Consider the following 26148-nt stretch of genomic DNA (forward strand, 5'->3'; position numbering starts at 1 on the left):
ATTCACCGTCGGAACCGGTCGACTGAACTCGATGGCATACGCACTGACAGATGACGGATGATGGATGATGTCGAGAAAGAGTCGGGTGGACTGATGACTGCAAAGACCGGAGAGAAGACCTTGCCTGAGCTGACCGCGGCCGTGATCTACAACCCCATCAAGGTTGACCTTGAAGCGATCAAATCGGTGGTCGCGGCAGAAGAAGCCGCCGCCGGCTGGAAACTAACCCAGTACTTTCCCACCAGCAAGGAAGACCCCGGGCAGGGTGCGGCGCGCAAAGCTTTGGATTCGGGTGCAGATCTGGTCATCGTCGCTGGCGGCGACGGAACAGTGCGGGCGGTAGCCGAAATCGTGCACGACAGTGATGCGGCCCTGGCCCTGATGCCGTCCGGAACGGGCAATCTCTTCGCCCGTAACCTCGACCTTGCTTTGGATGATATCGAGAGTTCCGCCCATACCGCGTTCACCGGCGTAGACAAGCTCCTCGACATTGGACTCATCGAGATTCGCGACGAAAAGGAAAAACTGACGAAGCACGCTTTTGTGGTGATGGCGGGTCTTGGACTTGACGCGAAAATGTTGGTCAATACTGACGACGAGCTCAAGAAGAAGATTGGGTGGTTGGCCTATGTTGGTGCCATTGCGAAGTCGCTCGCCGATAAGAGCGAGCTTCGGGTGAGATACCGACTTGACTCCGGTCGTGCTCGTGCCGCTCGCCCGCACACGATCATCATCGGAAACTGTGGCTCCCTCACGGCCAACGTTCTTCTCCTTCCCGACGCTTCCCCTGATGATGGATTATTTGATGTCGCGGTCATGCGCCCTAAAGGTGTTATCGGCTGGCTGCAAATCATGGGGAAAGTCTTCTGGGAAAATGGCGTTCTTCGCCGCATCAAGGGAGGCGAAGCGCTCACTACCAAAAACGTTCGCGCTTTGAACTATGTGAAAGCGAAGCAGATAACTATGCGTCTGAATACGGCTGAAGAGATTGAGCTCGACGGTGACAGTTTCGGGAAGGCCATCGCACTCAAAGCCCGCATCAAGCCAGACGGACTGCGGATACGTGTGCCCCCGCCCAATCCGCAGTCGGAGTCCGAGTATCCCGGCAACTCAAACGGAAGTTAGCCAGGGTCTTCGATCGCTTCAGGCTGTTCGACTCGGAAGCTCAGCGCAGCAAGAATGCGGGCGAGATCCATTGCGATGGCGTCCGCTCCGCCGATCGACGTCGCCGGAGCGGAGTCTCTTCTTTCGGCCAGTTCTTTCATCAGGGACGCCACAGCTGCCGTCGCTGACGAGTGAGTCGCGCGTTGCGCCGCGTCGGAGTCCCAATCCCGGAGTAGTGCCGACACCGCGTCAATGGCCACGCTCAGCGATGGACGCAACTCCGGTCTGAGCTCGATGTCGATCGACGTGCCCCACACTGCCCCAGCAAGGACATCAGTGAGATCTCGAACGTGAAAGGTGACCGCTTCGAGGGCAGCCAAATCGTCGTAATCTGCTCCTAGGTCTCTGCGATGGAGGCGAGCTCGAGGATTGGCTTTGCGGCTGTCATCGGCGTCGAGCACCGCTGCGCGCACTTCGCGGGAGACGCTGACCAGCGCATCTTTGCGGGATGCCCATCCATCTAGTTCCGGCGGCCAGCTCTCGGCGAGGGCTTTAGCCACCTCAGAGAGATGATCGGCTAGCACGACGCGATAGTTCGACAGCTGCCGTCCTACGGCGTCTAGGCTGAGCGCAGGAAAAATTAGTATATTGACCAGCAGCCCGACCACAATTCCTAGGCTGACTTGTTCGAGATATCCGATAGAATACGCGTCTGCGTCGGGGCCACCGATGATGAGTACGAAAAGCACCGTAACCGGGATGTACTCGCGGTTACCGCCAAACCATCCGGTGGAAGCGATCAGAGCGCCAACGCCAACAGCGATCGACATTGTTGCCACATTTGGCTGGCTGAAGACAATCACCGCCCCGGCGAGCACAATGGCGACGACGAGACTGCCCAGGGTTTGCAGCGCATTCTTCATCGACCCCATGAGTGTCGGGTACATGCTGACGATGGCGCCAAGCGGAGCGTAGTAGGGGTAGTTGTCGGCCACCCCCGGCAGGTACGGTGCGATAGTCCAAGCGAGACCAACGGCGATGGCCGCTTTGGTCGCATGCAAGATGCGTGCCCGGGTAATTTGCGACTTTATCCGCCACGCCCTCTTATTGACTGGCTCGAACGTGATGTCCCTCAGTGGTTTTCTATTCACGCTCGCGCCATGACCTGTTCCCCACCGGGCGCAGGTTCTGGATGTTCGATTCTTACCCGGTCGGGACGAAAACCGTGTTCGATACCCCAGAGCACGGCATTGGTTCTGCTGTTAGCGCCGATGCTTCGATAACAGTTTCGGATGTAAGTCTTGATCGAATTGATAGAGAGGTGGGTTCGCTCGGCAATCTCTGCATTAGAGAATCCTTGCGTGATCAGCGCCAAAACCTCTGCTTCGCGCTCGGTGAGCCCCTCTTCGCGGCCCGGCCAGTCGCCTGCGCTCACCGTCAGTTTGCCTGTGCCGCCAATGTGGATCCGCTCGCCGCCAGCGTGAATTGACTCCAAGGCGGCTACAAGCTTCGACGCCGAGAGCCCTTTAGAGAGGTACCCTCCGGCCCCGTCAGCAAGCGCCGCTTGTACGTGTGCGGGATCGAGGTTCCACGAATAGACAACCACCGTCTCGACCAGCGTGTTAGCGGCAAGTTCCTGAACCGCAGCGCGATCACCTCGAGTGGCAGCGAAGGTATCATACAGGGCGATATCCACGTGCTCGCCGACCCGCTTATTCAGGTCGAGCTCGACTACGTTCATCCGGCTCTGATAGGAGCGCAACATTCCTACCACCCCGCGAGCGACGACCTCGTAATCATTAACCAGCGCGATTCGAAGTGAGTTCATTTCTCCATAATATTGTGCCCTTCCGCCCCTTTTCCTCAAATTTCACCCCTAAGGGTGAGGCACGCAAAGAAAGTTCACAATAATCTCGGCTTGTGAGCATGGTTACTGGGCTCTGCACATTGAGAACTAGCACCAGTCGATAACCCTCCCTCAGAAGAAAAGGAGCTCACTTATGAGTGCATCAGACAAGATCGAAAACTCGGCGGAAGACCTGCAGGGCAAAGCCAAAGAGGCCGCAGGAAAAGCCACCGGCAACGAGGAACTCGAAGCCGAAGGTAAAACCGATCAAGCCAAGGCCGACCTGAAGAAGGCCGCCGAAAACGTTAAAGACGCGGTCAAGGAATAGTCCTTTACCCCATTAGCAACAACCCCCACAAACTCATCTCGAAAGGCATATCCCTATGAACACTCTATTAATCGTCGTTGCGGTCATCGCAGTTATCCTTCTGATCACCGGCGGACTCATCCAGTCGCTCAACTTCCTCCTCTGGGTTGGCGTTGTGTTGGCCATCCTCGCCGTCATCGCCTTCTTGATTCGCAAGCTGACCGGCAACCGCGCGTAACTGCCGTACCACCGGAATAGCAACAGTTCGCTAGCAATTCACCACATGCTGGCGCTGGAAGCGGGGGTTATCCAAGGACCAGGAACCCTCGCTTCTCACCCGTACCCACACCTCCGAATCACAACAACTCCCCCAACCCGGTCACCCGGTCAGGAGAAATGAGCTGAGATGACTGTCGACCAAAACGGCGGCAACGCACTTGGGGTGAGACCCGGCAACGTTGACCTCCCCCCAAGCGACCGGATGCCGGTTCCTGTTGCAGCGCGCACCCACACCAACCGCGCCTCCGGTGACACCCCCATCGCAGAATGGCTTGAGAGCGTGTCCGCGCAGCCCGATAATCAGCAGCCCGACAGGCCTCACCGCCAATACCGCCGAGCAACTCACAACTGATCCTGACGATCGCTCTGACGCGGTAAACCCTCGCCGCGACGAGGAGTTCTCGCAGACTATGTCTGCATCGATTGAAGCTACACTTCCCGAGTCGCGACGTACACCGTGTTGGATGACACCCCACCGGTGAGAGCATTGTCGAAGTCGACAGTGTGTGCGACAGCGTTCGCGAAGACGTGCCCCAGGCGTTCCATAAATTCGTCGTCGGTGGGGTCATCCGACCACAGCGCGAATACTCCTCCCTCTGAGAGGTGAGCACGCACCCGCCCCAATCCGGCAACGGTATAGAGGTCGGCATGGCTGGGGTCGAGTTGGTGTCGCGGCGAGTGGTCGACATCCAGCAGAATCGCGTCGGACTGTTTCGTCGGTTCGGCGCGCATGACAGCAAAGAAATCGGCGTGCGTGAGCGTGGTGCGGCCATCTCCGGTCAGCCCAGCAGATACCGGCAACAATCCACGTTGGTGCCAGTCGATCACGGCAGGCAGCGCGTCGATTACTTCGAGCGAGGCGACACGGGGATCGGCAAGGGCGGCAACGGCGGTGTATCCGAGCCCGAGGCCTCCGACAACAACTCGCAGATTGTCACCGCTGACCGCGGCCAGTCCGAGATCGGAAAGCGCAATCTCTGCAACGGTGAATAGGCTCGACATGAGGTACTCGTCGCCCAACTTCACCTCGTACACGTCAACGCCGAGCGTCGGTTCGAGGCGTCGGCGCAGGTTCAGCTCCCCCATCGGAGTCTCTTGCCAATCGAGCTCTTCAAACCGGGAATTGATCATAAGTTGAGCCTAACGGAGGCGTTGCCAACGAAAAGGGCACTGGTTTCTTCGCGGTGGTGCACTAGTCATCTGCGGTTATCGCACCGAACTGTGTGGTGACCGCGTAACGGTGTCCGCGAATCCGGCTTTGACGCAATTCGATCGGCGCGCCAGCATGAATCCCGAGACGGTTGACGCTCAGAATCGGTTCACCCGGATCGCACGCGAGGTAGTGAATATCCAATGCGCTAGCAACATCCGCTCGCAGTTCCTCTCGCCCACCGTCGAGGGTGATGCCGCAGCGCTCACGAAGTTCTTTGTAGAGCGCGGTATTGGAGAAATCGACCTCGGCAAGCGGTTCGACGAGTTCGTTCGGTAACCACAGCTCGTCCCATCCGAGTGGCGCAGTATTGGCGTACCGGATTCTGACCAAATGGAAGAGCGGGGTTGTTGGGGAGCGATCGAGGAGCGCAGACACACGGGGGTTTGTGGTGACGATCTGCTTCAGGACAGTGCTCCGTTGGATCATCCCGGCGGCGTGAACGGAAGCGAACAGACTGTGCAGCGGACCAAAGAGGAGCCCGTCTCCTGACTCCACAACGCGCTGGCGGCGCCCGCGTTCTGCTGTGATCGCACCCTTGTCTCTCAACGGCCGCAGCGCATTGCGCACCGTTCCCCGGCTCACTCCATAGGTCTGAGCCAGTTCCAATTCCCCCGGAAAACCGTGGCTGAATTCGCCTCTAGCTAACCGCTCCCCCAGATCCACAGAAATCGTTTTCCACAACGGTGCGGCTCCGTTGTTGCTGCGGGTCGAGGACTCGTTCATGTTCACTCTCCGTCTCCCCACAGCAAATGTATGTACATTTTAACTTGTATTGTTACCTTCCACGAGACGAGCCAATGTCATCGCAACGCAGAACAAGCACATCGACCCTTCGATCTTGGAAAGGATATGCCCTTGCGGCGGCTGGCTTGTTAATAGTCGCGGTAGTCGTTGGGGTCGGAGTCACAGCTCAACAGAATGGGGACGCAACTCCGGGTGGGCCCGCAGACGCTAACGAGAACCCGGCTGACGCCAGCGAAGGGTCCGAGCTTGATATGTCTCGGCGGATTGACGGAGATCCGCTGGCCCTCGGGGCGGTCGACGCACCGGTCGTTCTTGTTGAGTACGCCGATTTTAGGTGCCCATTTTGCGGAGTTTACGCTCGCGATACTATGCCGCAACTCATCCAAGAATACGTGGATGCCGGAGTAGTGCGAATGGAGTGGCGCGACCTACCAGTCTTCGGTGACGAGTCGGTCGCCGCCGCAGTCGCTGCGCGTGCGGCCGGAGAACAAGGTCTGTTCTGGGAGTTCGGCGAAGTTGTATTCGCTGACGCCCCCGAGCGCGGCCACGTCGCATTGCCGCGAGAACGCTTGATCGAAATTGCCAAGCAAATTGGGGTGCCCGACATGGCCGTATTCGAAGCGGATCTGACGGATCCCGAACTACTGAGGCGTGTGGAGGCAGATCTTGCGGAGGCACGTTCCCTCGGAGCCACGGGCACACCAACGTTTCTTGTCAACGACACTCCCCTGAGTGGAGCGCAACCCATCTCAGCATTCCGTGAGGCGATTGACACCGAGCTCGAACAAGCTAGGAACTGATGGATATCGGCTACGCCGGAGCATTTTTCGGCGGCATCCTCTCCCTACTGAGCCCGTGTTCGATCATGCTTCTCCCGGCGTTCTTCGCCTACGCGTTCAGCTCCCCCACGCGGTTGCTGGCCCGTACGGGCATCTTCTACCTCGGCTTGATCGCGACTCTGGTTCCGATTGGGGCCTTAGCCGGGTCCTTCGGGGCACTATTCACACAGGATCGTGAAGCGTTCGTGGCTGTCGCATCCTCCGCGATCATTGCCCTCGGTCTGGTTCAGCTTTCCGGAATCCGGTTGCCCAGCTTTTCTCGCGGCAGCAGCGCGGAAGGAACATCGAAGGTCTCAGTGTTTCTCCTCGGTGCCGTTTACGGTGTGGCGGGAGTGTGCGCTGGTCCCATTCTCGGGTCGGTCCTCACAATCGCTGCTATCGGCGGTGACGCCCTCTACGGCGGGATCATGCTCGCCATCTATGCTCTGGGCATGGTCGTTCCGCTGGTAGTGCTCGCTCTCGTGTGGGATCGCGCCAAAGTCGGTCAGCGTAAGTGGATGCGGCCACGTTCCTTGCACATCGGGCGGTGGCAGAACTCGTGGCTGATGATCATCTCTGGTGCACTTTCTGTGGGCATTGGGGTTCTCCTGTTGGTGACGGAGGGAACCGCGGGGCTCGGCGGGGTTCTTACTATTTCGGACCAGTTCGCTGCTGAGAGCTGGGCGCTCAACATATCGTCAGGCGTCTCCAACGTGGTTTTCAGCGTTATCGCTGTGCTCGCGATTGTGGTCGTCGTTACGGTTTTCGCCATCCGATCCAGACAGGGGCGGCGACCTACTCTTGCGCCGGAGAAGGAACGGATCCTGTGAGGACGTTTCAGCTCTGGCACAAACCCTCGGCATCTGGATGCTCGACGAAAGGAAATCGATGAACCGTCGTATAGCAACACTGAGCAACAATTTGCGCGGGTGGCCGGTGCGGCGGTGGTTGGTCGCGGCGGGCACCGCGTTGTTGACCTATCTGGTTGTCGCGGTCCCGACCGATCTCATCGACACCCCGGTGTTCTCGCGGGAGGTTCCTCCAACATGGTGGGCGCAGCCCGCACTCATCATCACTGCAGTGCTCGCCGGGTTGCTCACGGCCACCTACGTGTCACGGCCCGAAAACGGCCAGAGCAGACAGAGCACCGTGCGGCTTGGAGGGGCAGGGGCGATCGTGTCCTTCTTCGCCGTCGGTTGCCCTGTATGCAACAAACTTGTCCTGATCGCTCTGGGCACCAGTGGCGCCCTGCAATTCTTCGAACCCATCCAACCGTATCTGGCTGCCGCATCCATCGCTCTCTTGGTCTGGGCGCTCACCCGTCGACTGACCAGCGAAGAGGCCTGTCCCGTCACCAGTGTGAATGTCACGGAAGGCGCCGATCTCGCTCTCCCCAGATAGCGGGAACCTAGCTAGCGGAACCTGACCCCCTACTGAACTTGACCATCTAAGCGGCCATCTGTGGAGCAGGGATGTGAGCGCTGGTCTCGTGTCAACAAGGACGCCAGGCACTGCGTTTTTGGCTACTCATGGTAGAAAATGTGCTGCCCAGGGGTAGGCGGTGGCTGAAATTTCTATTATGCTTCCACGCAATCTGCATCATTCTGAAACATTCATTTCAAGGAGATCATCGTGGATCATCGCTATTTGCCACCCCTAGTGGGCTTAGTCACCGTCATGCTTGTCGCATCAAGCGTCCCTGCTGCAGCATCGCCCACCACCACAACATGGAAGAACAAAATCCGCCCTACCGCTGTCCTCATTGGCGGAAATCTGGCCGAGAACGCGGATATCCTCTCCGCCATTGTGGCGAAGGCTGATCCAGATGGCTCTGGCCCGGCCAAGGCCAGAATCGCGATCGTGACAGCAGCATCCACGGGTGCAAGCACCCCAGAGGATGCAGCTAATGACGAACTCAACAATGCAGCCGCGAATGGAATCTACTATTCGTCACTGTTCCAACGCTTCGGTGCCGAGACCTACGCGGTGCCGATCGATGGAGCCGTCGACTACCCCGGGGATGAGTACACGCCCGACCGGGCGAATGATCCAGCAGTAGCTGCGGCGGTGCGCGAGAGCACTGGTGTCTTCTTCGGCGGTGGCGACCAGATGCGGTATGTGCGCACTCTCCAAAACTGCGAGGATGCCGCGCGAGAGGCATTCACCAACTGCACCGACACGCCCGTTCTCAGCGCACTCCGCGAGGTAGCCGATCGAGGGGTGGTCTCCGGAGTCAGTGCGGGACTCACGATCCTGCAGGGGGCAGACATGATCACGGGCGGTGAACCCTACGAGGGATGGCGGGACGGCGCTACCGCGGGGTACCTCGACGATGCCTCCGAGCTCGGCTACCTTCCATCTGGGGGCTTCGGCTTCATTAACTCCGTGATGCTGGACAGCCATTTCGCGACGTGGGGGCGGCAGGGGCGTGCGGTGAAGCTCGCCCTCGAGACGGGACACAGGCTCGTACTCGGTGTCGACGAGACAACCGCCGTCGTCGTGGACCGTCGTACTCAGCACGCGACGGTGATCGGCGTCAATGGGGCATCTCTGCTCGACCTCCGGTTCGCCCGAGCGAATGACGCAGGTGTCTCTGGCGTGCGGTGGAGCTACCTGACAGCGGGAGATACTCTCAATCTCCGCGCCGGCCTCACTCGGCGCGCGCCAGGATCGACGGCCGTTTCGACGACTGCGGCCGCTGTGGCACCCGTCGAGGATGTTTGGGATTCAATCGAGGGCGATGGTAGCGAGTACACGCTTCGCGATCTCGGTCGCTCGGTCGTGAGCGCAACGAGCCGCGAAGGCACCGGGAACAGTCTGGAGACCGAACCGCAGTTCACCACGTCTCTGCGCGGCGATCGGTTCACCCAGGCGTGGACCACCCCAGCGGGAGTGATCTCGTTCTCGAACGTGAAGCTCGCAATCCAGTCGAGCGAGTAGCTCGGTCCGGAACAACGGCCGCATCTATTCGGGTGCGGCCGTTGTCGTTACAATTTGTTGAAATACTGGCAATTAAGAAACGTTTGTTACATACTGATCGTGACGAGTCGCTCAACGAAGAGCGGCCAAAGGAAGGGCATCCCATGGCACTACATTCCCAGCACACTCGCCGCGCTCTCGTGGGCGCGGCCATCCTTGCAACCACCGCACTCTTCACTACAGGGTGCAGTCCGGCCTCCGAACCCGGAGATTCAGCAGCCAAGCCCGTCGAGGTAGCGGGTGTCACAATCAGCGTCGACGATGCTGCACGCGCGGCTCTACCGCAGAAATACATTGACGCTGGTTCCCTGAAGGTAGCCACCGATGTGCCGTACGCACCCTTCGAAATGTTCGAAAGCGAAGGATCTGACGTCATCACCGGCGTGGACTACGACCTCGGTCAGGCAATCGGCGCAAAGCTCGGCATCAACTTCGATTTCGAACAGCAGAAGTTCGACGGCATCATCCCGGCGCTGCAAGCCGGCAAAGTCCAGGTCGCGATCTCGGCAATGACCTCGAGCGTCGACCGGATGGACGTACTCACTTTCGTCGACTACTCCGCATCCGGAACCGGAATCCTCGTAGAAAAAGGTAATCCCGCCAGCATAGAAACCTACCTAGATCTGTGCGGGCAGAAGCTCGCAGTCCAGTCCGGAGCCAGTCAGATTGACCTCGTCGCCGTGTGGCAAGACGAATGCGCTGCCGCAGGAAAGGGTGCGATCGCACTGTCGGAGTACCCCAAAGACTCCGACGCGCAGCTCGCGATCACCAGCGGCAAAGTCATTGCGAGCGTACTGACGAAGCCATCGGCCGGCTTCGTCGCAAAGACGGCCAATGACGGCAACACCTTTGAGGTCATCGAAGACCCGAAGGCACCGACCGGCTACGACTCGACACTCAACGGAATTGGTGTGCTGAACGCCGACGCGGATCTCGCCGATGCCATCCAGCTGGCCCTTCAGTCCCTGATGGATGACGGCACTTACATGACCATCCTCGAGGCATACGGTGTTGAAGGCATCGCAATCGACGCGGCAACCATCAATGCCGCCAAGTCCTAGGAACTCGATCCACTCTCATTGGAAGTGACCATGACTGCAACGCAGCAGCCCGTCGCAACACCGCCCGCGGGATCACATCCCGCGGGCGGGTCGCGCCCAACTCCCACCCAAGCCGTTCCCCTGCGGCATCCGGGCCGCTGGGTGGCGGCCATCATCGTCGCGCTCTTCACCACGAGTCTGCTCGTCTCGATCGCGCAAAACCCGAACCTCGACTGGCCGACCGTCGGAGAGTACCTCTTCGCTCCGCTCACCCTCAGCGGCCTCGCCACCACCCTCTACCTCACCGTGGCAGCCATGGTGATCGGCCTGAGCGGCGGCATCGTCGTTGCTGTGATGAGGCTCTCGCCGAACCCTGTGCTGCAGGTCGTCAGCGGCCTTTTCGTCTGGGTTTTCCGTGGAACACCCGTGCTTCTGCAGCTAATCTTCTGGGGCTTTATCGGAGCCTTCGTGCCCAAGCTCGTGATCGGCATCCCCTTCACGAGTATCGAATTCTGGTCGGTGTCCACTTCGGACATCATCCCCGCAACGGTGGCCGCGCTGCTTGCCCTCGGACTCAATGAGATGGCATACGCCTCGGAAATCGTGCGCGCCGGCATCCAGTCGGTCGACCTGGGACAAACCGAAGCCGCACACTCCCTAGGCATGTCGCCGGCCAAAACACTGCGGCGAATTGTGCTCCCGCAGGCGATGCGAGTCATCGTGCCCCCGATGGGCAACGAGGTCATCACCATGCTGAAGACCACCGCGCTCGTGTCAGTAATCGCCGGTCACGACCTCATGTCCAACCTGCAAGCCGCCTATGCCCAGAACTACAAAATCATCCCACTGCTGGTCGTCGCTGCCATCTGGTACCTCGTGCTCACCAGCGTTCTCAACGTGCCGCAAATGTGGCTCGAACGCCGCTACGGCCGCGGAGTCGCGGGGCGCCGTGTCGGCGTGGCGGGATGGTTCCTACGCCTTCGGAAGAACGGAACGAAATGACAAACCCCATGGTCGAAGCGATCGACGTGCACAAGCGCTTCGGATCACTCGAAGTACTGAAAGGCATCAACCTCACGGTTGAACAGGGCCAAGTTGCGTGCCTTCTCGGGCCGAGTGGGTCGGGCAAGTCCACCTTCCTTCGGTGCATCAATCACCTAGAGAAAATCGACGCCGGAACGATCCGGGTTGCTGGCGACACCGTCGGCTACGCCGAGCGCGGTGGCCGCCTGCACGAGCTCCGCGAAACCGAGGTCGCTGCGCAGCGACGACGTGTCGGGATGGTGTTCCAACGCTTCAACCTGTTTCCTCATATGACCGCTCTGGAAAATGTCGCTGAGGCCCCGGTGCAGGTGCTCGGCCGATCGAAGTCCGACACCCGCCGTCGCGCGCTTGAGCTGCTCGATGAAGTCGGTCTCTCGGATAAGGCCGACGTGTATCCATCTGCTCTGTCTGGCGGTCAGCAGCAACGCGTCGCGATAGCTCGCGCGCTGGCGATGGAACCCGAACTGATGCTGTTCGATGAACCGACGTCAGCATTGGATCCGGAACTTGTCGGCGAAGTTCTCGATGTGATGCGTAGGCTGGCCGAATCCGGGATGACGATGATCGTGGTCACCCACGAGATCGGCTTCGCCCGCGAAGTGGGAGATGTCGCCGTGTTTATGGACGAAGGTGTCATCGTCGAAACTGGTGACCCTCAAACGGTCCTTGTCGATCCTAGTGAAGAGCGCACCCGATCCTTCCTCTCCAAGGTGCTCTAACGATGACGGAATCCATCATCGCTGTGCCGACCGCCGAGATTCTTCTCAGTTCTGCACGCTCACTCGACCACGCCTTCCGCCACGACCTCGCCGCGCTTGTCGCGATCGATTCTGGCTCCCAGCACGCTGCTGGCGTCGAAGCAGTCGCCGTCTGGTGCACCGAACGTCTCGCTCAGGAGGGCTTCTCCGTGTCGGCTCACGAGACGGAGCCGGTCGGCGGACAAGCCTACGGCCCCGTGATCATCGCCCGACGAACAGGCACGGGCACGAACCGCGTCCTTCTCTTTGCCCACATGGACACAGTCTTCGACCAGGGAGAATCGGCGAAACGCCCCTATAGCGAGCATGCCGGACGCGCGTATGGTCCCGGTGTCAGCGATGACAAGGGTGGCATCGCGGCCGCGTTCGCCGCTGCGAGGGTGTTAGCCGACTCGGGTTGGGATGGTTTTGGGGAACTCGTCATCGCTCTAACCCCCGACGAAGAGGTGGGCTCACCCGCAAGTCGGGCCATTCTGGCGCAACTTGCCTCGACGAGCGATGTCGCTTTCTGCATGGAATGCGCGCGCGAGAATGGGGACATTGTGGGGTCGCGCAAGGGAGTCGCCGATGTGCACATCGACGTGCGGGGCCGCACTGCGCATTCGGGAGTGGAACCAGAGCGAGGGGTCAATGCGGCTGTGGAAGCGGCGCACCTTCTCCTCGAATTGCAGGCGCTGTCGGGATCAGCCCCAGGCCTTTCAGTTAACGTTGGCACCATTGCCGCCGGGAGCAGGGTGAACATTGTCCCTGGTTCAGCGCAATTGACCGTTGAGGTGCGCGCCGAGCGCATTACTGATCTGGTCGGGGTCCTCGATGCCATTGACGAGCGCGCACGAACGCCACACGTCTCGGGCGCGGTAATCACCGCGAAACGGCTGGATGTCTGCCCTCCCTTAGAAATCGATTCGACACGCGATCTCGCACGCATCGCAACCAGACTTGCCGCCGACCTGGGCGTGAACCTTCAGGTTGCGGCGACCGGTGGAGTATCCGACGCGAACTTTGTCGCGGCGACCGGAGTCTCAACCCTCGACGGTTTGGGCCCCATCGGAGGAGGAGACCACACCGACGACGAGTGGATTGACCTGACCACGGTCCCCCAGCGCGTCGCCCTGCTTTCAGCGCTCATCGTCGAGGTCTCGCGCTACGATGATGAGAGTTCGAGAGGGGCACGATGACGTCAGAAGAACACGTGTCTGTCACTGAGAGGATCCGCCGCGGAATGGGTGATTGCACCCCCGCTGAACGTAAAGTTGCCCGGGTTCTGCTCGCCTCTTCTCCGTCGGCAGGGTTCGAGACTGTTGCCAAACTCGCCGCTCGTGCTGGCGTAAGTGGTCCGACGGTGGTGCGGTTCGCCGTTCGATTCGGCTTCACCGGTTTTCCGGAATTCCAGCAGGCGCTGCGGGATGACCTCGACCAACGTTCCGCGTCACCCATGGCGATCTACGACCGCGACCTGTCGGCGTCCGGCGCGAGAAGTGCGGAGGAAACGAGCGTTCTCGACCGAGCAGCCGAGACAACCACTCGTGCCATCGCCGGGACCTTCGCTGAGGTCGCTCCTCACGATTTCGAAGCCGGTGTCGCCGCTATCGCTGGCGCTCGTGGTCAGGTGTGGCTGGCCGGTGGCCGCTTCGGTGGCCTCTTCGCACGGTATCTGGCGCAGCATCTTCAAATGCTGCGGGCGGGCGTCACCCTCCTTCCGGAGGAACCCAGCGCGCGCGCCGCGGCCATGACCGGCATCGGTCGCGCCGACGTCCTTGTCCTGTTTGACTACCGCCGCTATGAGGAGGGAACGCGTGCACTGGCGACTCGGGCCGCGAAGCGTCACACGCCCGTCGTACTTTTCACCGATTCGTGGCTCTCGCCGATAGCGTTAGATGCGACGGTGGTGCTCGCCAGCCAAACCGATTCGCCTTCCCCGTTTGACGCAATGAGCCCCGTTTTGGCTCTCGTCGAAGCGGTGATTGCCGGATGCCTCGAATCGTTGGGCGACCCCGCGACCGAACGAATGCGCCGGACGGAAGCGACTGCCGACGAACTGGGTCTCTACTAGGAGCACGATTCTGGGGAGAACCTGCCGTCTGCGGCGACGGCGGGAATCCGAGCACCGTCGAGGGTATTGGCATAGATTGGAGCAGCGGATGTCCCTTGGCTGCCCTCGTACCTTCACCCGTTCTCACCGACAGGATCCCACTGTGAACGATACGTCTAACTCAGTCGACTTCTCCCTGGTGCAAGACCCACCTCCGGAGATCTCCGAGGAGGATGCCGCGGCTTTCGCCGACACACTCTTTGGCATTGACGCCACGGCTCGTTCGCTCGGCAGCCATCAGGACCGTAATTTCCTTCTGAACGGCTCGCATGAGCGCGCTCTCCTGAAAATCTCCAACCCCGCCACCACAAAGATCGAGCTCGAGGCACAATCGCTCGCCGCCGCCCACCTCGCCGCACGGGAGCCCAGCATCCGGGTGCCGCTCACTCGCACCGGGCGCGATGGCGCACGCGTGCAGGAGTTCACGGCCAACGGCCAGAAACTCCACGCCCGTGTGCTCGATTTCCTCAACGGCGCACCGCTATCTGGCGGGCGCTACCTGTCCCCCCGCGCTGTGCGCGCGATCGGTGCTCTTGCAGCTCGCGTCGCCGTCGCTTTCGCGGACTTCGATGCTCCCAATATTGAGCGCTCAAATCAGTGGGATCTTCGGCAAGCTCCGGGAGTGTTAGACGCGCTCCTTCCTCACGTCGGCGACGAAGTACTTCGTGCGCGCCTGCGCGAGGCGGGCGACAACGCTTGGGCACAGGTGTCTTCCTTGTCCGCTGACCTTCCGGTGCAAACAATCCATGGTGACCTCACCGACGACAATGTTGTTTCCAACGACAGCCTGACGAGCATCCCCGACGGAATAATTGACTTCGGTGATGTCAACCGCAGCTGGGCTGTCGGCGAGATCGCCATCACGGTCTCCTCGCTTTTGCACCATGACGGGGCCACGTTGCCATCCGTGCTCCGCGCCGTTGCGGCCTACCACTCGGTCCGCCCGCTATCGCTGGCCGAAGCCGAAGCGCTCTGGCCCCTCGTCGTGCTCCGCGGCGCGATACTCGTCGCGAGCGGCCACCACGTGCAAACTACAGACCCCGACAATGAGTACGCAAGCGAGAATTTGCTGCACGAGCTGCGCATCTTTGAGCAGGCCACCTCGGTGCCGCTGGACGTCGCAAACGAACTCGTTCGCATTTCGCTTGGATTCGAGGCCCGTCACGCCAGCCTGCCGTCGGGGGGAATGCTGATCCCAACGCTGAATACGAGCGATGTGACCGTGCTCGATTTCTCCGCGACGAGTGCTGCGCTCGACAGCGGGCGCTGGCTCGACAATGACGCTGAAGCGGAGATCGCCGCTGAGGCCCTCAACGCTGGTGTGTCCGCCGCGCTTACCCGCTTCGCCGAGCCCCGGCTCACGCGCGCGCGTATTCCGATCGATCCAGATCCCTTGAACACTCCGCTCGGCATCGAGCTCACGCTGGCGAAGCCGCACGAAGTGACCGCTCCCTGGCAGGGCCTCGTCACGCACAGTGCTGACGGTATTGAGTTTCGCGGCAACGGCGTGCTTCTCAGGCTCGAGGGTGCCGAAGCTCTTGTCCCGACCGACTCAGAGGTGCACGCTGGCGCACCAATCGCCCGCGCCCAGCACCAGCTCTGTGTGCGAGCATCGCTCGGCGATGACAAGGTGCCCTGGATGGTCAGCCCCGAACTCACGGCCGCTTGGCGCGCTCTCGCCTGCGATCCAACATCCCTCGTGCTTGGCCACACACTTCCGAGTACGGACCGCGATTCGGCGGCTCTTATTGTTCGCCGACGCGGCACCGTCGCCGACGCACAGGAGTTCTACTACGACGAGCCTCCGATGATGGTGCGTGGGTGGAAGGAGTACCTCGTCGACGCCGATGCCCGGGTGTACCTAGACGTGCTCAATAACGTCACTTCGATCGGACACGCCCACCCGCGCCTCGTCGACGCCATCACCCGGCAGTGGAGCCTGCTGAACACCAATTCCCGCTTCAACTATCCAGCGGTCGTCGACTTCTCCGAGCGGTTGAGCGCGCTGCTCCCCGAGCCTCTCAGCTCAGTCTTTCTCGTCAATAGTGGCTCGGAGGCTGTCGACCTCGCGTTACGCATTGCCCAGGCATGGAAAAGTCGCAGCGACGTGCTCGCTGTGCGCGAGGCGTACCACGGCTGGACGTACCTTTCGGATGCCGTATCCACCTCGATCGCTGATAACCCCGGCGCCCTCAGTACGCGGCCAGACTGGGTGCATACCGTCGACGCACCAAACACCTACCGAGGCAAGCACCGCGGCACGGAGTCCACCCGTTACGCCGACGAAGCTGTGGCCGAGGTCGAGCGTCTGGCCGCCGCTGGAACCCCCGTCGGCGCCTTCATTGCGGAGACTTTCTACGGCAACGCCGGTGGCATCGCCTTGCCCGACGGGTACCTCAATGCCGTCTATAGCGCGGTGCGCAAATATGGCGGTCTCGCGGTCGCCGACGAGGTGCAAGTCGGCTACGGCCGCTTGGGCGAGTGGTTCTGGGGCTTCGAACAGCAGGGGGTCGTGCCTGATATCGTCGCGGTCGCCAAGGCGATGGGCAATGGGCATCCGCTCGGCGCGGTGATCACAACACCGGAAATAGCGGCTCACTACCGCTCGCAGGGCTACTTCTTCTCCTCAGCAGGCGGCAGCCCAGTGTCGAGTGTTGTTGGCCTCACCGTGCTCGATGTCATTCGCGACGAAAAGTTGCAGGAAAATGCGGTTGAAACCGGGAGCTATCTCAAGGAACGACTCGCCTCGCTTGGCGAGCGTCACACGATTGTCGGAACGGTGCACGGCAGCGGCTTCTATCTCGGTCTCGAATTCGTGCGAGACCGAGTAACACTAGAACCAGCTACCGAGGAAACTAACGCTATTTGCGAACGCCTGCGTGAGGTGGGTGTCATCGTTCAACCCACGTCGGACTATCAGTGCGTGCTCAAGATCAAACCGCCGATGTGTCTCACCCGGGCGAGTGCCGACGCTTTCGTCGACGCTCTCGATCGGGTGCTGACGACCGGGTGGTGACCCCGGCCAACGAGAGCGAGACATCACCGATTCGCGCAAACGGCTAGATTGAGGAATCGTCCGGTTGTGCAGGATCGGCCGTCGCTGTAGCGGCTCCCGTTGACTGCGCCGTCTGCGGCGAGTTCTGGCTGCGGCGGTTGGGTTGTGGTTTTTGGCGCGCGTACTCGCCACCCCGTCGACCGCCGTGGGGTCGCCCGTGGTCGGCATATTCTTCACGGAAGAACCCGATTCGCCACTGCCCCATCTCCATCCGCGCACCTGTACGAAGCACTCTCGAGCCGGGTTCTTGGCCTGGCAGCGGCTGCGACCCTCCCCCGACCTCACCCAGCGAGTGCAGCACATATTCGTCGTCGGAATCGTGGCGAATTTCGGCGTGAAAAGGTTCCAATCCGGGGAGTTGCAGATCTGCCGATGGTGACGAACCAATGGTGGTTATCCCCGGCAGTAGTGCAAACTCGCGCGGCATTTGACCGTTCCAGTTCTCGGAACCCACCACGAAGATGAGCCGAGGCCGACCTGCCCCAGATTCATAGTGCGTTGTGGTGATCTTCCGGCGAATCAGACGGTCAAAGGTGGGCACGAGGGGAAACAGGGTTCCGGGCGGTAGCCTAACCGCAGAACTTTTCGTGGTTGCGGCGCTGCGGCGTCGAAGCAGCGGAGCCAACGCGTTCCGGCTGCCGAGCCCAATATGAGAGGAACCGGTGAGGAGACGCTGGGCGACGGATGCCCGCACAGCACCAAGCCGCACAATCACACCGTCGGGGCCAGAGAGGGAAACGCTGAGACCACGCTCCGCTAATGCTGCGGCGATACCGCGAAGATCTTTGAGCTTCACCGTTCTCGACTGCACGAACAGTTCGGGCTTACTGGAATACACGTCAATGTCGAGGCCGCTGGCGGATATGGTGCCCGCCATCTGCTCCGACTCGACTGCCGCACTGTCAGATGACGCGTGCGAGCTATCGATCGGTTCTTCGAGGGAGAATGCCAGATCGATGTCAAGCCGCGTGGTGGCGCTCATCGCTACGGGGCGAGCGGCTCGGTGCCGGAACCCTCGCTGGTGGTGATTTTCAGGGTTCCGTTCAACTTCCACGTGGCGCGAGGGGCATCCGGGCCAACATCACGAGGAACTTCGACCATCATGTCGATGAAGCTGTAGTTGATAACAGCACTCTTGCCGGTGAGATATGACCACATCTCCTTACCGAGATCGGTCCAGTCCTTGATGTTGTGTGCGTCGGGGCCAGCTGCATTCGAAGCGGCCGTGGGGTTCTCAACGTCAGACATGATTGCTTCCTTTTCGCTTGCTTTCAGGAATCCGGCAGCCATCATCTTTGAGTCCGCCCACTGTATGGCAACGATATCTGAGGCCGTCTCTTCGCGGTAGCAACTTTCGAGAGATGTAGGGGATTCTCAGCGGGCCTTCGGCACGGATCGTCCACACCCCGCTGATGTCATACGTCCCTACGATGATGGAGTGGGAGGGCGAAATGAGCAACAACCCTGATCGAAGCTAACATCGAAACCATGGCAAGAAGCGGGGAACGGACCTGGCTCAAGTCGATTGGTATCGACCCCGGCTTTTGGAGCTATCCCTGACCGAGAGCCGGCCTCATGGTGTTGTGGAAAGAGCTACTCAATTCGGGTTTCAGTAATTCGCTCACGCTTCGGCACCGTCACAGGAATCAGCTGGCGGGCCGTCACAACAACAAAAATGATCAGCAGCACGAACGAGGTTCCGTCGGCCGCGATATAGAAGTAGTGCCAGAGCGAGCCTGCAGTCTCCTGCCCGGCAAGTAGGGCATCCGTTCGCGCATTAAGCGGTGGGCGAATGACCAGCACCTGGGTCAACAGCACCACCCACAGCCCGCTCAGGAGCCCCCACTGCAGTCTCGACGCCCACGGACGGATCATCGCCGCCGTCAGAATGGCGAGCAGCACCAGCGCAGTCGTATTCATCGCAAAGAACACCAGGCGACCGATGCCGAGCCCCAATTCGAGCGTGATCCCCGGTGCCTGAAATTTCAGCGGGGTCTCCAAAAAGGAAATACCGATGATCAATCCCAACCAGATTGCCGGGACCACAAGGCGGAGTGTGAGGCTCGTGCGTTGCATACTTCCAACCTATCGGAGTCACCTCCGCCTGCCATCCGCGGTGTTCTTGGGTGAGCGCTAGATGGTCGCGTGAAACCTCAGCGATACGATGGGGGTGAAGTTTTGCTTGGAGCGCAGCTTCGTTAACCGAGTTGGGACGCGTGGGAAGGAAAACCGGATGTGGTCTAGCGCGACGCGACATATCGTGAGCGTTGTCAAGCATCCGAGAGACGCGACAAATGACTGAGCCTCCGACACCCACCACTAAACGTCAGGCCAACGCAACCCAGAAGCTGGGGACTGCTGAGCTCCTCGCACGGCGACTTGATACACCGATGGGTTTGCTGGGCGTCATCTTCCTCTTTGTGGTGCTCGGTCAGGTTCTGACCACCGAGCCCAGCTTGGCGCTTGTCCTCTCAATCCTCGGGTGGATTTTTTGGGCAATCTTCGTCGGGGAGTTCCTTCTGCGCGCCTACATCGCCGACTTCGGCCGCGAATTTTGGAAGAAGAATTGGTGGCAGATCGTTTTCCTCCTTGTTCCCTTCCTACGGTTTTTCCGCGCATTGCAGTCACTTCGTCTGGTTCGCGTGGCCCGGTTTGCCCGTTTCGGAGGCATAGTCTCCGCTGGCGTGCGGGGCTCAAGGTCTGCGGGGCGACTTCTCACGAACCGTATCGGTGTGCTGATTGCCGTGACGGCAGTTGTCATTCTCGCATCCAGCCAACTGCTGTACGTCACAGGCTCACACGAAAGCTACGCCGATGCGCTGTTCGAGGCGGCCATGGCCACCATCACCGGCACCGGACTCACCCCAACGGATACGTTCTCGAAGATCGTGCAAGTACTACTTGCTGTGTACTCGGTGGCGGTTTTCGCCACCCTCGCCGGATCACTCGGCGCTTTCTTTCTTCGCAAGGAGGAGCCCACTGCAGGGAACGCCGAAAAAACGCCGGATGCGGATACCGGAGTACCTGTTCGCTAGAGACGGCGACCCCGGCGTTCCGAAAGAAGCTCCCACCGGCAATGTTTCCCCATGCGGAATCACCCCCTCGTTGGCGGGACATCCGCCGGAAAGTCGCTGCACCTTGCTTGACTGAAGTCAACGAGACGAGCCTGCATCTCCCAGTACGGGGTCGCGCCCGGCACCTGTGTGCCGTCGCGCAGGGCGGTGACGCTGTTGACGGCCGCATCCACTGCTGCTCGATAGGGCAGCGAGCCAGAGGTTGTCGATCCGAGCGTTGACGAACACGTTGGGGCTGCGTCGCTTGACGGCCATCACCTTCGCAGCGAAAGCCGTTGAATCAATAAGGCGACCATCCTCAATGTCCGCCGTGACGTGCACCGGCAGTCGACACAGCTGCGCGAGCAACGCAACGGTTGCCGCCTTAGTAGCACCGCCACCATCGGGAATACCCGCACTGCCCGCAACGCCAAAGCTGGTGGTTCCGATAGCAGGCAAGCCCGCGGTCGCGAAGGCCAAGGCTGAACCAACATCCCACGCATTCGGCAGCAAGAGGGGCGCATCGCCGTAGTGCAGATCCCGAAAAGTCGCCATCGTCGTTCCCATCCCGCGCTAACCGAATGTGTGGATGCCGCCCAGCGTACTCCCGTGCCGTACACGGGCAAATACCCCTAAAACTAGGCGCGATTGCGGAACGTAGCGCAAGGAACGACACTCTGGGATAACGAGCACCCTCTTTCTTGCCGCCGGTCTTGAACCGTGCCACCTCGCACTGGGGCCATTTCGTAACGGCCCCCCGGGATTCTCGATGTTACGTTCGGGAAGCACTCAGATAAGCACGATGATCACATTAGGGATTTCACATGGCACGTACGGGAAGCTTCACATTCGATGGAGGTGCTGGTTCCTATTTCGGCACCGCAATCCTTGGCGCCCTCATCACAATATTTACGCTAGGAATCTGCTATCCATTCAGCTTGGTGCTCACGGAGCGTTGGCGAGCCAAGCATTCCTTTATCGAGGGCAAGCAGATGGTATTTACGGGAACCGGGCTCGGCCTTTTCGGCCTCTGGATCAAGTGGTTCTTTCTCACCATAATCACGATCGGCATCTACGGCTTCTGGGTAGCACCCCGAATCACTAAATGGAAGTGGGAGCACACCAGCTTCGTCGTCTAGACGGGGTTCCTACTTGAGAGAGTTCGCACCCACGTGGCAGTCCGCAGCGCCCTCGGGTGGCTGCTGTTCTGACCTAAGGTCGAGTCATGATCGATGCGAACCCGTGGATCGCGACCGGTGTAGCACTTGTGCTACTTGCCGCGATCGCGACCATAGGCCTCAGTGCTGCCCGAGTCCGTCAGCCGCGCTCAGCACTTCTGGCGCTGGGCCGGGCAGTGCTGCAACTGGCAGCGCTGAGTCTCATCCTGACGGGAATTCTTCAAGACCCGCTCTGGGTCGGGATCGGGCTCACCGTCATGTTCGTCGCGGCTGTCATTACCGCAACGCGGCGCAGTACGGGTGGACTTCGCAATGGCAAAGCGCTCGCGGTGGCGATGGTGGTGGGGCCGATCACAGTCATGGCGATCGTTTTCGCCACTGGCGCTGTCGAGTTCTCTCCGCGCTACGTCCTCGCTATCGGCGGAATCGTGATCGGCAACACGATGACCATCGCAATCCTCATTCAGCGGGTCTTCACCACCTCGGTTCGGGATCATTGGGATGAGGTCGAAGGGTGGTTGGCTCTCGGCGCCACGCCGCGCCAGTCCACTCGTGAGCTGGGCCGATCGGCAATCTACACGGCACTACTCCCGTCAATCGATCAAACAAAAACGACAGGTATCGTCGTGCTGCCTGGCGCCTTCGTAGGGGCCATCTTCGGCGGTGCCTCGCCACTGGAGGCTGGACGATTCCAGATCGTCGTGCTGGCTTGTATCCTCGCTGCGGGGGTGCTCACCGCCGTGATTCTGGTCAGGATCACGAGCGCAATCTCAGTACGGCCAACCGAGCAGTGAGGCGGGTGCGTTGCTTGTCGCGCCGCAGCCATTCGCCACTAGCGCCGAAGTTCGGACTCCGCGGTGCTGACGCGCGCGCTGCTACCGCGGCGTCCGTGAGCGCTTCAGCGCGAGCATTGCTGAGCGGTCGAACCCGAAGGTGCGTCGTGCAACGAATCCTCCGATGGTTGTTCCGGCAGCGAGGCCTAAGCCGGTTGCTAGTGCCATAACCATTGCGGGCAGAGCTTCGTTGACGCCGAATTCGGAATCCATGAGGGCGTAGATGCCTCGATACAGTGCGAGTCCGGGGAGGAGGGCGATGATGCCGACCATGTTTGTGGCGCCTTCTGGCACTTTCAGCCAGCGGTAAAGAAGGTAGCTGATGACGCCGGCAGCCGTGCCGGCAATAGCGGGGGCTAGCCCTGGCGAGTCCGCCGATGGCAGCACTACCCAGTACACGGCGAACACGAGGCTTGCCCCGATTGCCATGATCGGTAGCAGACGCAGCCGCACGTAGGAGGCGAGGGCGAAGCCGACGGCGATGATCGCCGACCCGACCATCCCAGAAATAAGGCTTCGGCTTTCACCGAGAGAGTCGCCCACTGCTACCGGGATTCCGAGGCGCAGGGAAATGCTCAGCACGATCGAGATGCCGACCGCAAGCCCGAGGGTCATCATGATGACCTCCAATCCGCGGGCAGTTGCCGTGACGTAGTAGCCGCCGATCGCGTCACTGGCTGCGGCGGTGAGCCCGACACCGGAAAGAAGCATGATGATGCCGGAGATCACAATGACGGTCGGACTATTCGATCCGGGGATCTCGATGCCGACTGAGCGAAGCCAGAACATGAAAACAGCGATCGCAGTGGTCACCGCTGCGGCAGCCATCTGAGCAAAGAACGCGGGAACCGACCAGCGCTCTAGGCGACGAGTCATGATGTCGGAAATGGCCGCGGATGCTGCCGCGACGAGCACCAGCACAAAGCTCGCGCCGAAGATCACCACGACACCTGCCGCGAGAATAGCTTTGCCCGCGGTCACCACCCAGCGGCGGTACGGGTGGGGCGTTGTCAGAATTACGCCAAGCTGCTCGCGTGTCTCATCGACATCTCCGGGACCATCCGGGCCCGTGATTTTGTCGATGAGCCAGTACACATTCTGGAGCCGCGTGTAGTCGATGGTGCGCACTTTCACGATACGCATGATTGACATGGGGTCTTCGTTCATCCCCCGATGCACCGAGACGGTGAGCGAGGTGAAGGTGATGTCGACGTGCATTCCGCTGACGCCATATGCCGTACTGATGCGAAGCACTGTGGCAACAACATCCGCTGCGGATGCTCCTGTAGCCAGCATGGCTTCGCCGGCCCGCAAGCACAGATCGATGACCGAGCGCGCGTGTCGCTGGGATAGCTGCTGCTCACTTCCCGGGATTGACAGGAGCTGAGTGGGAGCATTGGTTGAACGCAGGGCTCCCCCAGCCATAGTGATGAGGGATCGACCCATCCGTTGTCCCAAAGCCCGTACACGGTAGTTGATGCCTTTACTCACCCCTATAGGTTACGGGCACGAGGGCGGCCGTCTAAACTACTACCCACGACGGCACGCATGACAAGACAACGACATGAAAATGAGTACGTAATGACCCGACTGCACCCCGTCATACGCAGCGTCGCTGACGCCTTCCGCGGCACACTTATCGGCTTCGCCGAGATTGTGCCCGGAGTCAGTGGCGGCACTATCGCACTACTAGTCGGCGTCTACGACACACTGATCGATGGTGCCGGGCACCTCGCGCGCGGAGTCGCCCTCACAATCGGCGACGGCATCCGGGGCCGCGGGCTCTCACGCGCAGCCGCCCACTTTCGTTCGGTGCGCTGGAACGTCGTATTACCCATCGGCATCGGCATGCTTCTGGCGATCGTCGTGGGAGCTGCTGTGCTCGCTCCACTGCTCGAGGAATACCCGACGGGCACCCGCGCAGTCTCCGCAGGCCTCATTGCCGCCTCGCTCATCGTGCCAGCGCGCATGGTGGGCGGCCGGTGGACGCTGCGAGAAATACTGGTCGGGCTCCTTGCGGCCGCCCTTACTTTTGCTCTCACTGGCTTGCCGCGCGCAGGCGAGGCCGAACCGACGCTGCTCCTTGTGGCGGTCGCGGCAGCCTTCGCGATCTGCGCGCTCGTGCTGCCCGGAGTTTCGGGGTCGTACGTCTTACTGATCGTCGGCATGTACGCACCGACCCTCGCGGCCGTCAACGACCGCAACTTCGCATACCTCGGCACCTTCATCCTCGGCGCTATCGTCGGCTTGGGTCTCTTCGTCTCGGCGCTGCAATGGCTGCTGAAGAACCGCCGCCGCATCACCCTCGTCATCATGACGGGTCTCATGCTCGGCTCACTTCGCGCGTTGTGGCCTTGGCAGACCGAGTCGGGCGCAATACTGTCGCCTGACGACGACCTAGGGCTTGTGCTTTTGCTCGTTATCGTGGGCGCCGGCGTCGTGCTGGGCATTATGGTCGCAGAGGCTGCCCTAATGAAGCGACGGATGCTTTCCCCCGAGATTGTTGCCGACCCAGACCCGCACGACCCTGAGCCTGCGCCTGACGCGCCTGCGTCTGGTGTTTCCGCATCTGACGGTTCTGCGCCGTCAGATGCGGGTTCGATCGATTCCCGGGAGTAAATCCTGACGCGTGCCGAGCGTCTGCCGGGTTTACTCCGAATTAGCGAAATACCCCGCATCGCGGCGGCCGCCGGCCTCCGTCGACGGGGCCGCGCGGACTGGCGTAAACTAAGTCTCTTGATTAACGAGCCAGTCTGGCTCTCTCGACGGAGGTTCCGTGGCCGGAAATGCCAACACCCGCTTCGATAACGTTTCACTGCTTTCTGTGGCGAGTACATTACCCAGCCGGGTGACGACGTCAGCCGACATCGAAACGCGCCTCGCGGCGGCATTCTCGCGTCTTGATCTGCCCACTGGGCTCCTTCAGCGGGTAGCTGGTGTGCTGGAACGTCGCAATTGGGGTCCCGGGGAATCATCCGATGACGCCACCGTGTCGGCAGGACAACGCGCCTTGGCTGAGGCGGGAGTCGATTCGTCCGAGGTGGGGCTTCTCATTAACACCTCCGTCAGCCGAAAGCACTTGGAGCCATCCGTAGCCGTGCGCTTGCATCATGGGCTCGGCCTGCCCAGTTCTGCCGTCAACTTCGATGTCGCGAATGCGTGTCTCGGCTTCGTGAGTGGCATGAACCTTGCGGCGAGCATGATCGAATCGGGCCAAATCAGGTACGCGATCGTCGTCAATGGCGAAGACGCCGACGAGCTGCAGGTCAATACGATTGACCGATTGCTGAAGCAGGACTCCGATCGTGACGGGTTCATGAGTGAATTCGCGTCGCTCACGCTCGGCTCCGGGTCGGCCGCTGCAGTCCTTGGGCGCACCGACGAACATCCCACCGGGCATCCGATCCTCGGTGGGGTCAGCCGGGCTGCGACACAGTTCCATGACCTCTGCGTCGGCAGCGTCGACGGCATGTTCACCGACGCGAAGGCACTCTTGAAGGGTGGCCTCGATCTCGTCGTCTCGGCGTGGAAAGAGGCATCCACGGAATGGGATTGGTCGTCGATGGATATGTATGTCACCCACCAGGTCTCGTCCGTGCACACGAACGCCATCATCAAGGCGGCGAAACTAGACCGCCGGCGCGTGCCGACGACGTACCCCCAATTCGGCAATGTCGGGCCCGCATCGATTCCGATCACCCTCGTCGAAGCACAGGAGACGCTCAACAAGGGCGACCGGGTTCTGCTCATGGGCGTGGGCTCCGGTCTCAACACCGCGATGATGGAACTCGCGTGGTGACGATCA

At 60.7% G+C, this 26148-nt stretch carries 28 protein-coding genes; 19 read left to right on the forward strand and 9 right to left on the reverse strand.

Annotated features, from left to right (window positions below):
- Positions 1–57: 57 nt before the first annotated feature.
- Positions 58–1125 carry a diacylglycerol kinase family protein gene (locus AADH44_RS07515; protein ID WP_341952096.1) on the forward strand — a complete coding sequence of 356 codons (1068 nt, stop codon included), beginning with the start codon at positions 58–60 and terminating at the stop codon, positions 1123–1125.
- Here the strand turns inward: AADH44_RS07515 and AADH44_RS07520 are convergent.
- Positions 1122–2255, reverse strand: coding sequence for an aromatic acid exporter family protein (locus AADH44_RS07520; protein WP_341952098.1), 1134 nt, complete (start codon positions 2253–2255; stop codon positions 1122–1124). The two genes, AADH44_RS07515 and AADH44_RS07520, sit on opposite strands and share 4 nt — an antisense overlap.
- Positions 2252–2932, reverse strand: a complete 681-nt coding sequence (locus AADH44_RS07525) for a response regulator transcription factor (protein WP_341952100.1) — start codon at positions 2930–2932, stop codon at positions 2252–2254. The genes AADH44_RS07520 and AADH44_RS07525 overlap by 4 nt, the downstream gene beginning before the upstream one ends.
- A gap of 172 nt (positions 2933–3104) precedes the next feature.
- Between AADH44_RS07525 and AADH44_RS07530 the strand changes: the two genes are divergently transcribed.
- The 3 genes from AADH44_RS07530 to AADH44_RS07540 all read left to right on the forward strand — a co-directional run bounded on the left by AADH44_RS07530 (position 3105) and on the right by AADH44_RS07540 (position 3888).
- Positions 3105–3278, forward strand: a complete 174-nt coding sequence (locus tag AADH44_RS07530) for a CsbD family protein (protein ID WP_341952101.1) — start codon at positions 3105–3107, stop codon at positions 3276–3278.
- A gap of 55 nt (positions 3279–3333) precedes the next feature.
- Positions 3334–3495: a hypothetical protein gene (locus AADH44_RS07535; protein WP_341952103.1), complete on the forward strand. Its 162-nt coding sequence runs from the start codon at positions 3334–3336 to the stop codon at positions 3493–3495.
- A 168-nt stretch (positions 3496–3663) separates the two neighbouring features.
- A complete protein-coding gene (locus AADH44_RS07540) occupies positions 3664–3888 on the forward strand; it encodes a hypothetical protein (protein WP_341952105.1) in 225 nt (74 codons plus the stop codon).
- A gap of 77 nt (positions 3889–3965) precedes the next feature.
- On the opposite strand, the gene AADH44_RS07545 is transcribed toward AADH44_RS07540, so the two are convergent.
- Both AADH44_RS07545 and AADH44_RS07550 read right to left on the reverse strand, forming a co-directional pair.
- On the reverse strand, positions 3966–4667 hold the full coding sequence (locus AADH44_RS07545; protein ID WP_341952107.1) for a spermidine synthase: 702 nt from the start codon (positions 4665–4667) through the stop codon (positions 3966–3968).
- Between the two features lie 61 nt (positions 4668–4728).
- Positions 4729–5472: a GntR family transcriptional regulator gene (locus AADH44_RS07550; protein ID WP_341952109.1), complete on the reverse strand. Its 744-nt coding sequence runs from the start codon at positions 5470–5472 to the stop codon at positions 4729–4731.
- A gap of 272 nt (positions 5473–5744) precedes the next feature.
- On the opposite strand from AADH44_RS07550, the gene AADH44_RS07555 reads away from it, so the two are divergent.
- From AADH44_RS07555 to AADH44_RS07600, 10 genes are all read left to right on the forward strand, one after another.
- The gene (locus AADH44_RS07555) at positions 5745–6293 is read left to right on the forward strand and encodes a DsbA family protein (RefSeq protein ID WP_341952111.1); all 549 of its coding nucleotides are present in this window, start codon (positions 5745–5747) and stop codon (positions 6291–6293) included.
- On the forward strand, positions 6293–7141 hold the full coding sequence (locus tag AADH44_RS07560; protein WP_341952112.1) for a cytochrome c biogenesis CcdA family protein: 849 nt from the start codon (positions 6293–6295) through the stop codon (positions 7139–7141). The genes AADH44_RS07555 and AADH44_RS07560 overlap by 1 nt, the downstream gene beginning before the upstream one ends.
- A 58-nt stretch (positions 7142–7199) precedes the next feature.
- Positions 7200–7712 (forward strand): hypothetical protein, encoded by a 513-nt coding sequence (locus AADH44_RS07565; protein WP_341952114.1) that lies wholly within the window; start codon positions 7200–7202, stop codon positions 7710–7712.
- Between the two features lie 231 nt (positions 7713–7943).
- Positions 7944–9251: a cyanophycinase gene (locus AADH44_RS07570; protein ID WP_341952116.1), complete on the forward strand. Its 1308-nt coding sequence runs from the start codon at positions 7944–7946 to the stop codon at positions 9249–9251.
- Positions 9252–9394: 143 nt separating this feature from the next.
- Positions 9395–10351, forward strand: a complete 957-nt coding sequence (locus AADH44_RS07575; RefSeq protein WP_341952118.1) for an ABC transporter substrate-binding protein — start codon at positions 9395–9397, stop codon at positions 10349–10351.
- A gap of 30 nt (positions 10352–10381) precedes the next feature.
- Complete coding sequence (locus tag AADH44_RS07580) at positions 10382–11332, forward strand: amino acid ABC transporter permease (RefSeq protein WP_341952120.1); 951 nt, start codon at positions 10382–10384, stop codon at positions 11330–11332.
- Positions 11329–12093, forward strand: a complete 765-nt coding sequence (locus AADH44_RS07585) for an amino acid ABC transporter ATP-binding protein (RefSeq protein WP_341952122.1) — start codon at positions 11329–11331, stop codon at positions 12091–12093. The genes AADH44_RS07580 and AADH44_RS07585 overlap by 4 nt, the downstream gene beginning before the upstream one ends.
- Positions 12094–12095: 2 nt before the next feature.
- Positions 12096–13310 (forward strand): M20/M25/M40 family metallo-hydrolase, encoded by a 1215-nt coding sequence (locus tag AADH44_RS07590; RefSeq protein WP_341952124.1) that lies wholly within the window; start codon positions 12096–12098, stop codon positions 13308–13310.
- The gene (locus AADH44_RS07595; RefSeq protein ID WP_341952126.1) at positions 13307–14185 is read left to right on the forward strand and encodes a MurR/RpiR family transcriptional regulator; all 879 of its coding nucleotides are present in this window, start codon (positions 13307–13309) and stop codon (positions 14183–14185) included. The genes AADH44_RS07590 and AADH44_RS07595 overlap by 4 nt, the downstream gene beginning before the upstream one ends.
- Positions 14186–14327: 142 nt before the next feature.
- Entirely contained in the window at positions 14328–17240 is a 2913-nt protein-coding gene (locus AADH44_RS07600; RefSeq protein WP_341952128.1) for an aminotransferase, read from the forward strand.
- Between the two features lie 43 nt (positions 17241–17283).
- Here the strand turns inward: AADH44_RS07600 and AADH44_RS07605 are convergent, their stop codons facing one another.
- The 3 genes from AADH44_RS07605 to AADH44_RS07615 form a co-directional block, all read right to left on the reverse strand.
- Positions 17284–18261, reverse strand: a complete 978-nt coding sequence (locus AADH44_RS07605) for an FHA domain-containing protein (RefSeq protein ID WP_341952130.1) — start codon at positions 18259–18261, stop codon at positions 17284–17286.
- 2 nt (positions 18262–18263) lie between these two features.
- On the reverse strand, positions 18264–18527 hold the full coding sequence (locus AADH44_RS07610; RefSeq protein WP_341952131.1) for a hypothetical protein: 264 nt from the start codon (positions 18525–18527) through the stop codon (positions 18264–18266).
- Positions 18528–18872: 345 nt separating this feature from the next.
- Positions 18873–19355 carry a hypothetical protein gene (locus tag AADH44_RS07615; protein WP_341952132.1) on the reverse strand — a complete coding sequence of 161 codons (483 nt, stop codon included), beginning with the start codon at positions 19353–19355 and terminating at the stop codon, positions 18873–18875.
- A gap of 218 nt (positions 19356–19573) precedes the next feature.
- On the opposite strand from AADH44_RS07615, the gene AADH44_RS07620 reads away from it, so the two are divergent.
- Positions 19574–20314 carry a hypothetical protein gene (locus AADH44_RS07620; RefSeq protein ID WP_341952133.1) on the forward strand — a complete coding sequence of 247 codons (741 nt, stop codon included), beginning with the start codon at positions 19574–19576 and terminating at the stop codon, positions 20312–20314.
- Between the two features lie 117 nt (positions 20315–20431).
- Here the strand turns inward: AADH44_RS07620 and AADH44_RS07625 are convergent, their stop codons facing one another.
- On the reverse strand, positions 20432–20887 hold the full coding sequence (locus tag AADH44_RS07625; RefSeq protein ID WP_341952134.1) for an isocitrate lyase/phosphoenolpyruvate mutase family protein: 456 nt from the start codon (positions 20885–20887) through the stop codon (positions 20432–20434).
- 269 nt (positions 20888–21156) lie between these two features.
- Here AADH44_RS07625 and AADH44_RS07630 point away from each other — a divergent pair, with 269 nt between their 5' ends.
- Positions 21157–21471: a DUF898 family protein gene (locus AADH44_RS07630; RefSeq protein ID WP_341952135.1), complete on the forward strand. Its 315-nt coding sequence runs from the start codon at positions 21157–21159 to the stop codon at positions 21469–21471.
- Positions 21472–21557: 86 nt separating this feature from the next.
- Complete coding sequence (locus AADH44_RS07635; protein WP_341952136.1) at positions 21558–22304, forward strand: ABC transporter permease; 747 nt, start codon at positions 21558–21560, stop codon at positions 22302–22304.
- A gap of 81 nt (positions 22305–22385) precedes the next feature.
- Here the strand turns inward: AADH44_RS07635 and AADH44_RS07640 are convergent, their stop codons facing one another.
- Positions 22386–23834: a threonine/serine exporter family protein gene (locus AADH44_RS07640; protein ID WP_341952137.1), complete on the reverse strand. Its 1449-nt coding sequence runs from the start codon at positions 23832–23834 to the stop codon at positions 22386–22388.
- 90 nt (positions 23835–23924) lie between these two features.
- On the opposite strand from AADH44_RS07640, the gene AADH44_RS07645 reads away from it, so the two are divergent.
- Both AADH44_RS07645 and AADH44_RS07650 read left to right on the forward strand, forming a co-directional pair.
- The gene (locus tag AADH44_RS07645; protein WP_341952138.1) at positions 23925–24962 is read left to right on the forward strand and encodes a DUF368 domain-containing protein; all 1038 of its coding nucleotides are present in this window, start codon (positions 23925–23927) and stop codon (positions 24960–24962) included.
- A gap of 157 nt (positions 24963–25119) precedes the next feature.
- Positions 25120–26142 carry a 3-oxoacyl-ACP synthase III gene (locus AADH44_RS07650; RefSeq protein WP_341952139.1) on the forward strand — a complete coding sequence of 341 codons (1023 nt, stop codon included), beginning with the start codon at positions 25120–25122 and terminating at the stop codon, positions 26140–26142.
- Positions 26143–26148: the final 6 nt, after the last annotated feature.

Source organism: Salinibacterium sp. TMP30, assembly GCF_038397785.1.
Classification (GTDB): domain Bacteria; phylum Actinomycetota; class Actinomycetes; order Actinomycetales; family Microbacteriaceae; genus Rhodoglobus.

Excerpts from the sequence above, each read along its gene's own strand:
- AADH44_RS07515 (WP_341952096.1), top strand. The coding sequence starts at position 58 with ATGATGGATGATGTCGAGAAAGAGTCGGGTGGACTGATGACTGCAAAG.
- AADH44_RS07525 (WP_341952100.1), bottom strand. The coding sequence starts at position 2,932 with ATGAACTCACTTCGAATCGCGCTGGTTAATGATTACGAGGTCGTCGCT.
- AADH44_RS07530 (WP_341952101.1), top strand. The coding sequence starts at position 3,105 with ATGAGTGCATCAGACAAGATCGAAAACTCGGCGGAAGACCTGCAGGGC.
- AADH44_RS07535 (WP_341952103.1), top strand. The coding sequence starts at position 3,334 with ATGAACACTCTATTAATCGTCGTTGCGGTCATCGCAGTTATCCTTCTG.
- AADH44_RS07540 (WP_341952105.1), top strand. The coding sequence starts at position 3,664 with ATGACTGTCGACCAAAACGGCGGCAACGCACTTGGGGTGAGACCCGGC.
- AADH44_RS07545 (WP_341952107.1), bottom strand. The coding sequence starts at position 4,667 with ATGATCAATTCCCGGTTTGAAGAGCTCGATTGGCAAGAGACTCCGATG.
- AADH44_RS07550 (WP_341952109.1), bottom strand. The coding sequence starts at position 5,472 with ATGAACGAGTCCTCGACCCGCAGCAACAACGGAGCCGCACCGTTGTGG.
- AADH44_RS07555 (WP_341952111.1), top strand. The coding sequence starts at position 5,745 with ATGTCTCGGCGGATTGACGGAGATCCGCTGGCCCTCGGGGCGGTCGAC.
- AADH44_RS07560 (WP_341952112.1), top strand. The coding sequence starts at position 6,293 with ATGGATATCGGCTACGCCGGAGCATTTTTCGGCGGCATCCTCTCCCTA.
- AADH44_RS07565 (WP_341952114.1), top strand. The coding sequence starts at position 7,200 with ATGAACCGTCGTATAGCAACACTGAGCAACAATTTGCGCGGGTGGCCG.
- AADH44_RS07575 (WP_341952118.1), top strand. The coding sequence starts at position 9,395 with ATGGCACTACATTCCCAGCACACTCGCCGCGCTCTCGTGGGCGCGGCC.
- AADH44_RS07580 (WP_341952120.1), top strand. The coding sequence starts at position 10,382 with ATGACTGCAACGCAGCAGCCCGTCGCAACACCGCCCGCGGGATCACAT.
- AADH44_RS07585 (WP_341952122.1), top strand. The coding sequence starts at position 11,329 with ATGACAAACCCCATGGTCGAAGCGATCGACGTGCACAAGCGCTTCGGA.
- AADH44_RS07590 (WP_341952124.1), top strand. The coding sequence starts at position 12,096 with ATGACGGAATCCATCATCGCTGTGCCGACCGCCGAGATTCTTCTCAGT.
- AADH44_RS07595 (WP_341952126.1), top strand. The coding sequence starts at position 13,307 with ATGACGTCAGAAGAACACGTGTCTGTCACTGAGAGGATCCGCCGCGGA.
- AADH44_RS07605 (WP_341952130.1), bottom strand. The coding sequence starts at position 18,261 with ATGAGCGCCACCACGCGGCTTGACATCGATCTGGCATTCTCCCTCGAA.
- AADH44_RS07610 (WP_341952131.1), bottom strand. The coding sequence starts at position 18,527 with ATGTCTGACGTTGAGAACCCCACGGCCGCTTCGAATGCAGCTGGCCCC.
- AADH44_RS07615 (WP_341952132.1), bottom strand. The coding sequence starts at position 19,355 with ATGCAACGCACGAGCCTCACACTCCGCCTTGTGGTCCCGGCAATCTGG.
- AADH44_RS07620 (WP_341952133.1), top strand. The coding sequence starts at position 19,574 with ATGACTGAGCCTCCGACACCCACCACTAAACGTCAGGCCAACGCAACC.
- AADH44_RS07625 (WP_341952134.1), bottom strand. The coding sequence starts at position 20,887 with ATGGCGACTTTTCGGGATCTGCACTACGGCGATGCGCCCCTCTTGCTG.
- AADH44_RS07630 (WP_341952135.1), top strand. The coding sequence starts at position 21,157 with ATGGCACGTACGGGAAGCTTCACATTCGATGGAGGTGCTGGTTCCTAT.
- AADH44_RS07635 (WP_341952136.1), top strand. The coding sequence starts at position 21,558 with ATGATCGATGCGAACCCGTGGATCGCGACCGGTGTAGCACTTGTGCTA.
- AADH44_RS07645 (WP_341952138.1), top strand. The coding sequence starts at position 23,925 with ATGACCCGACTGCACCCCGTCATACGCAGCGTCGCTGACGCCTTCCGC.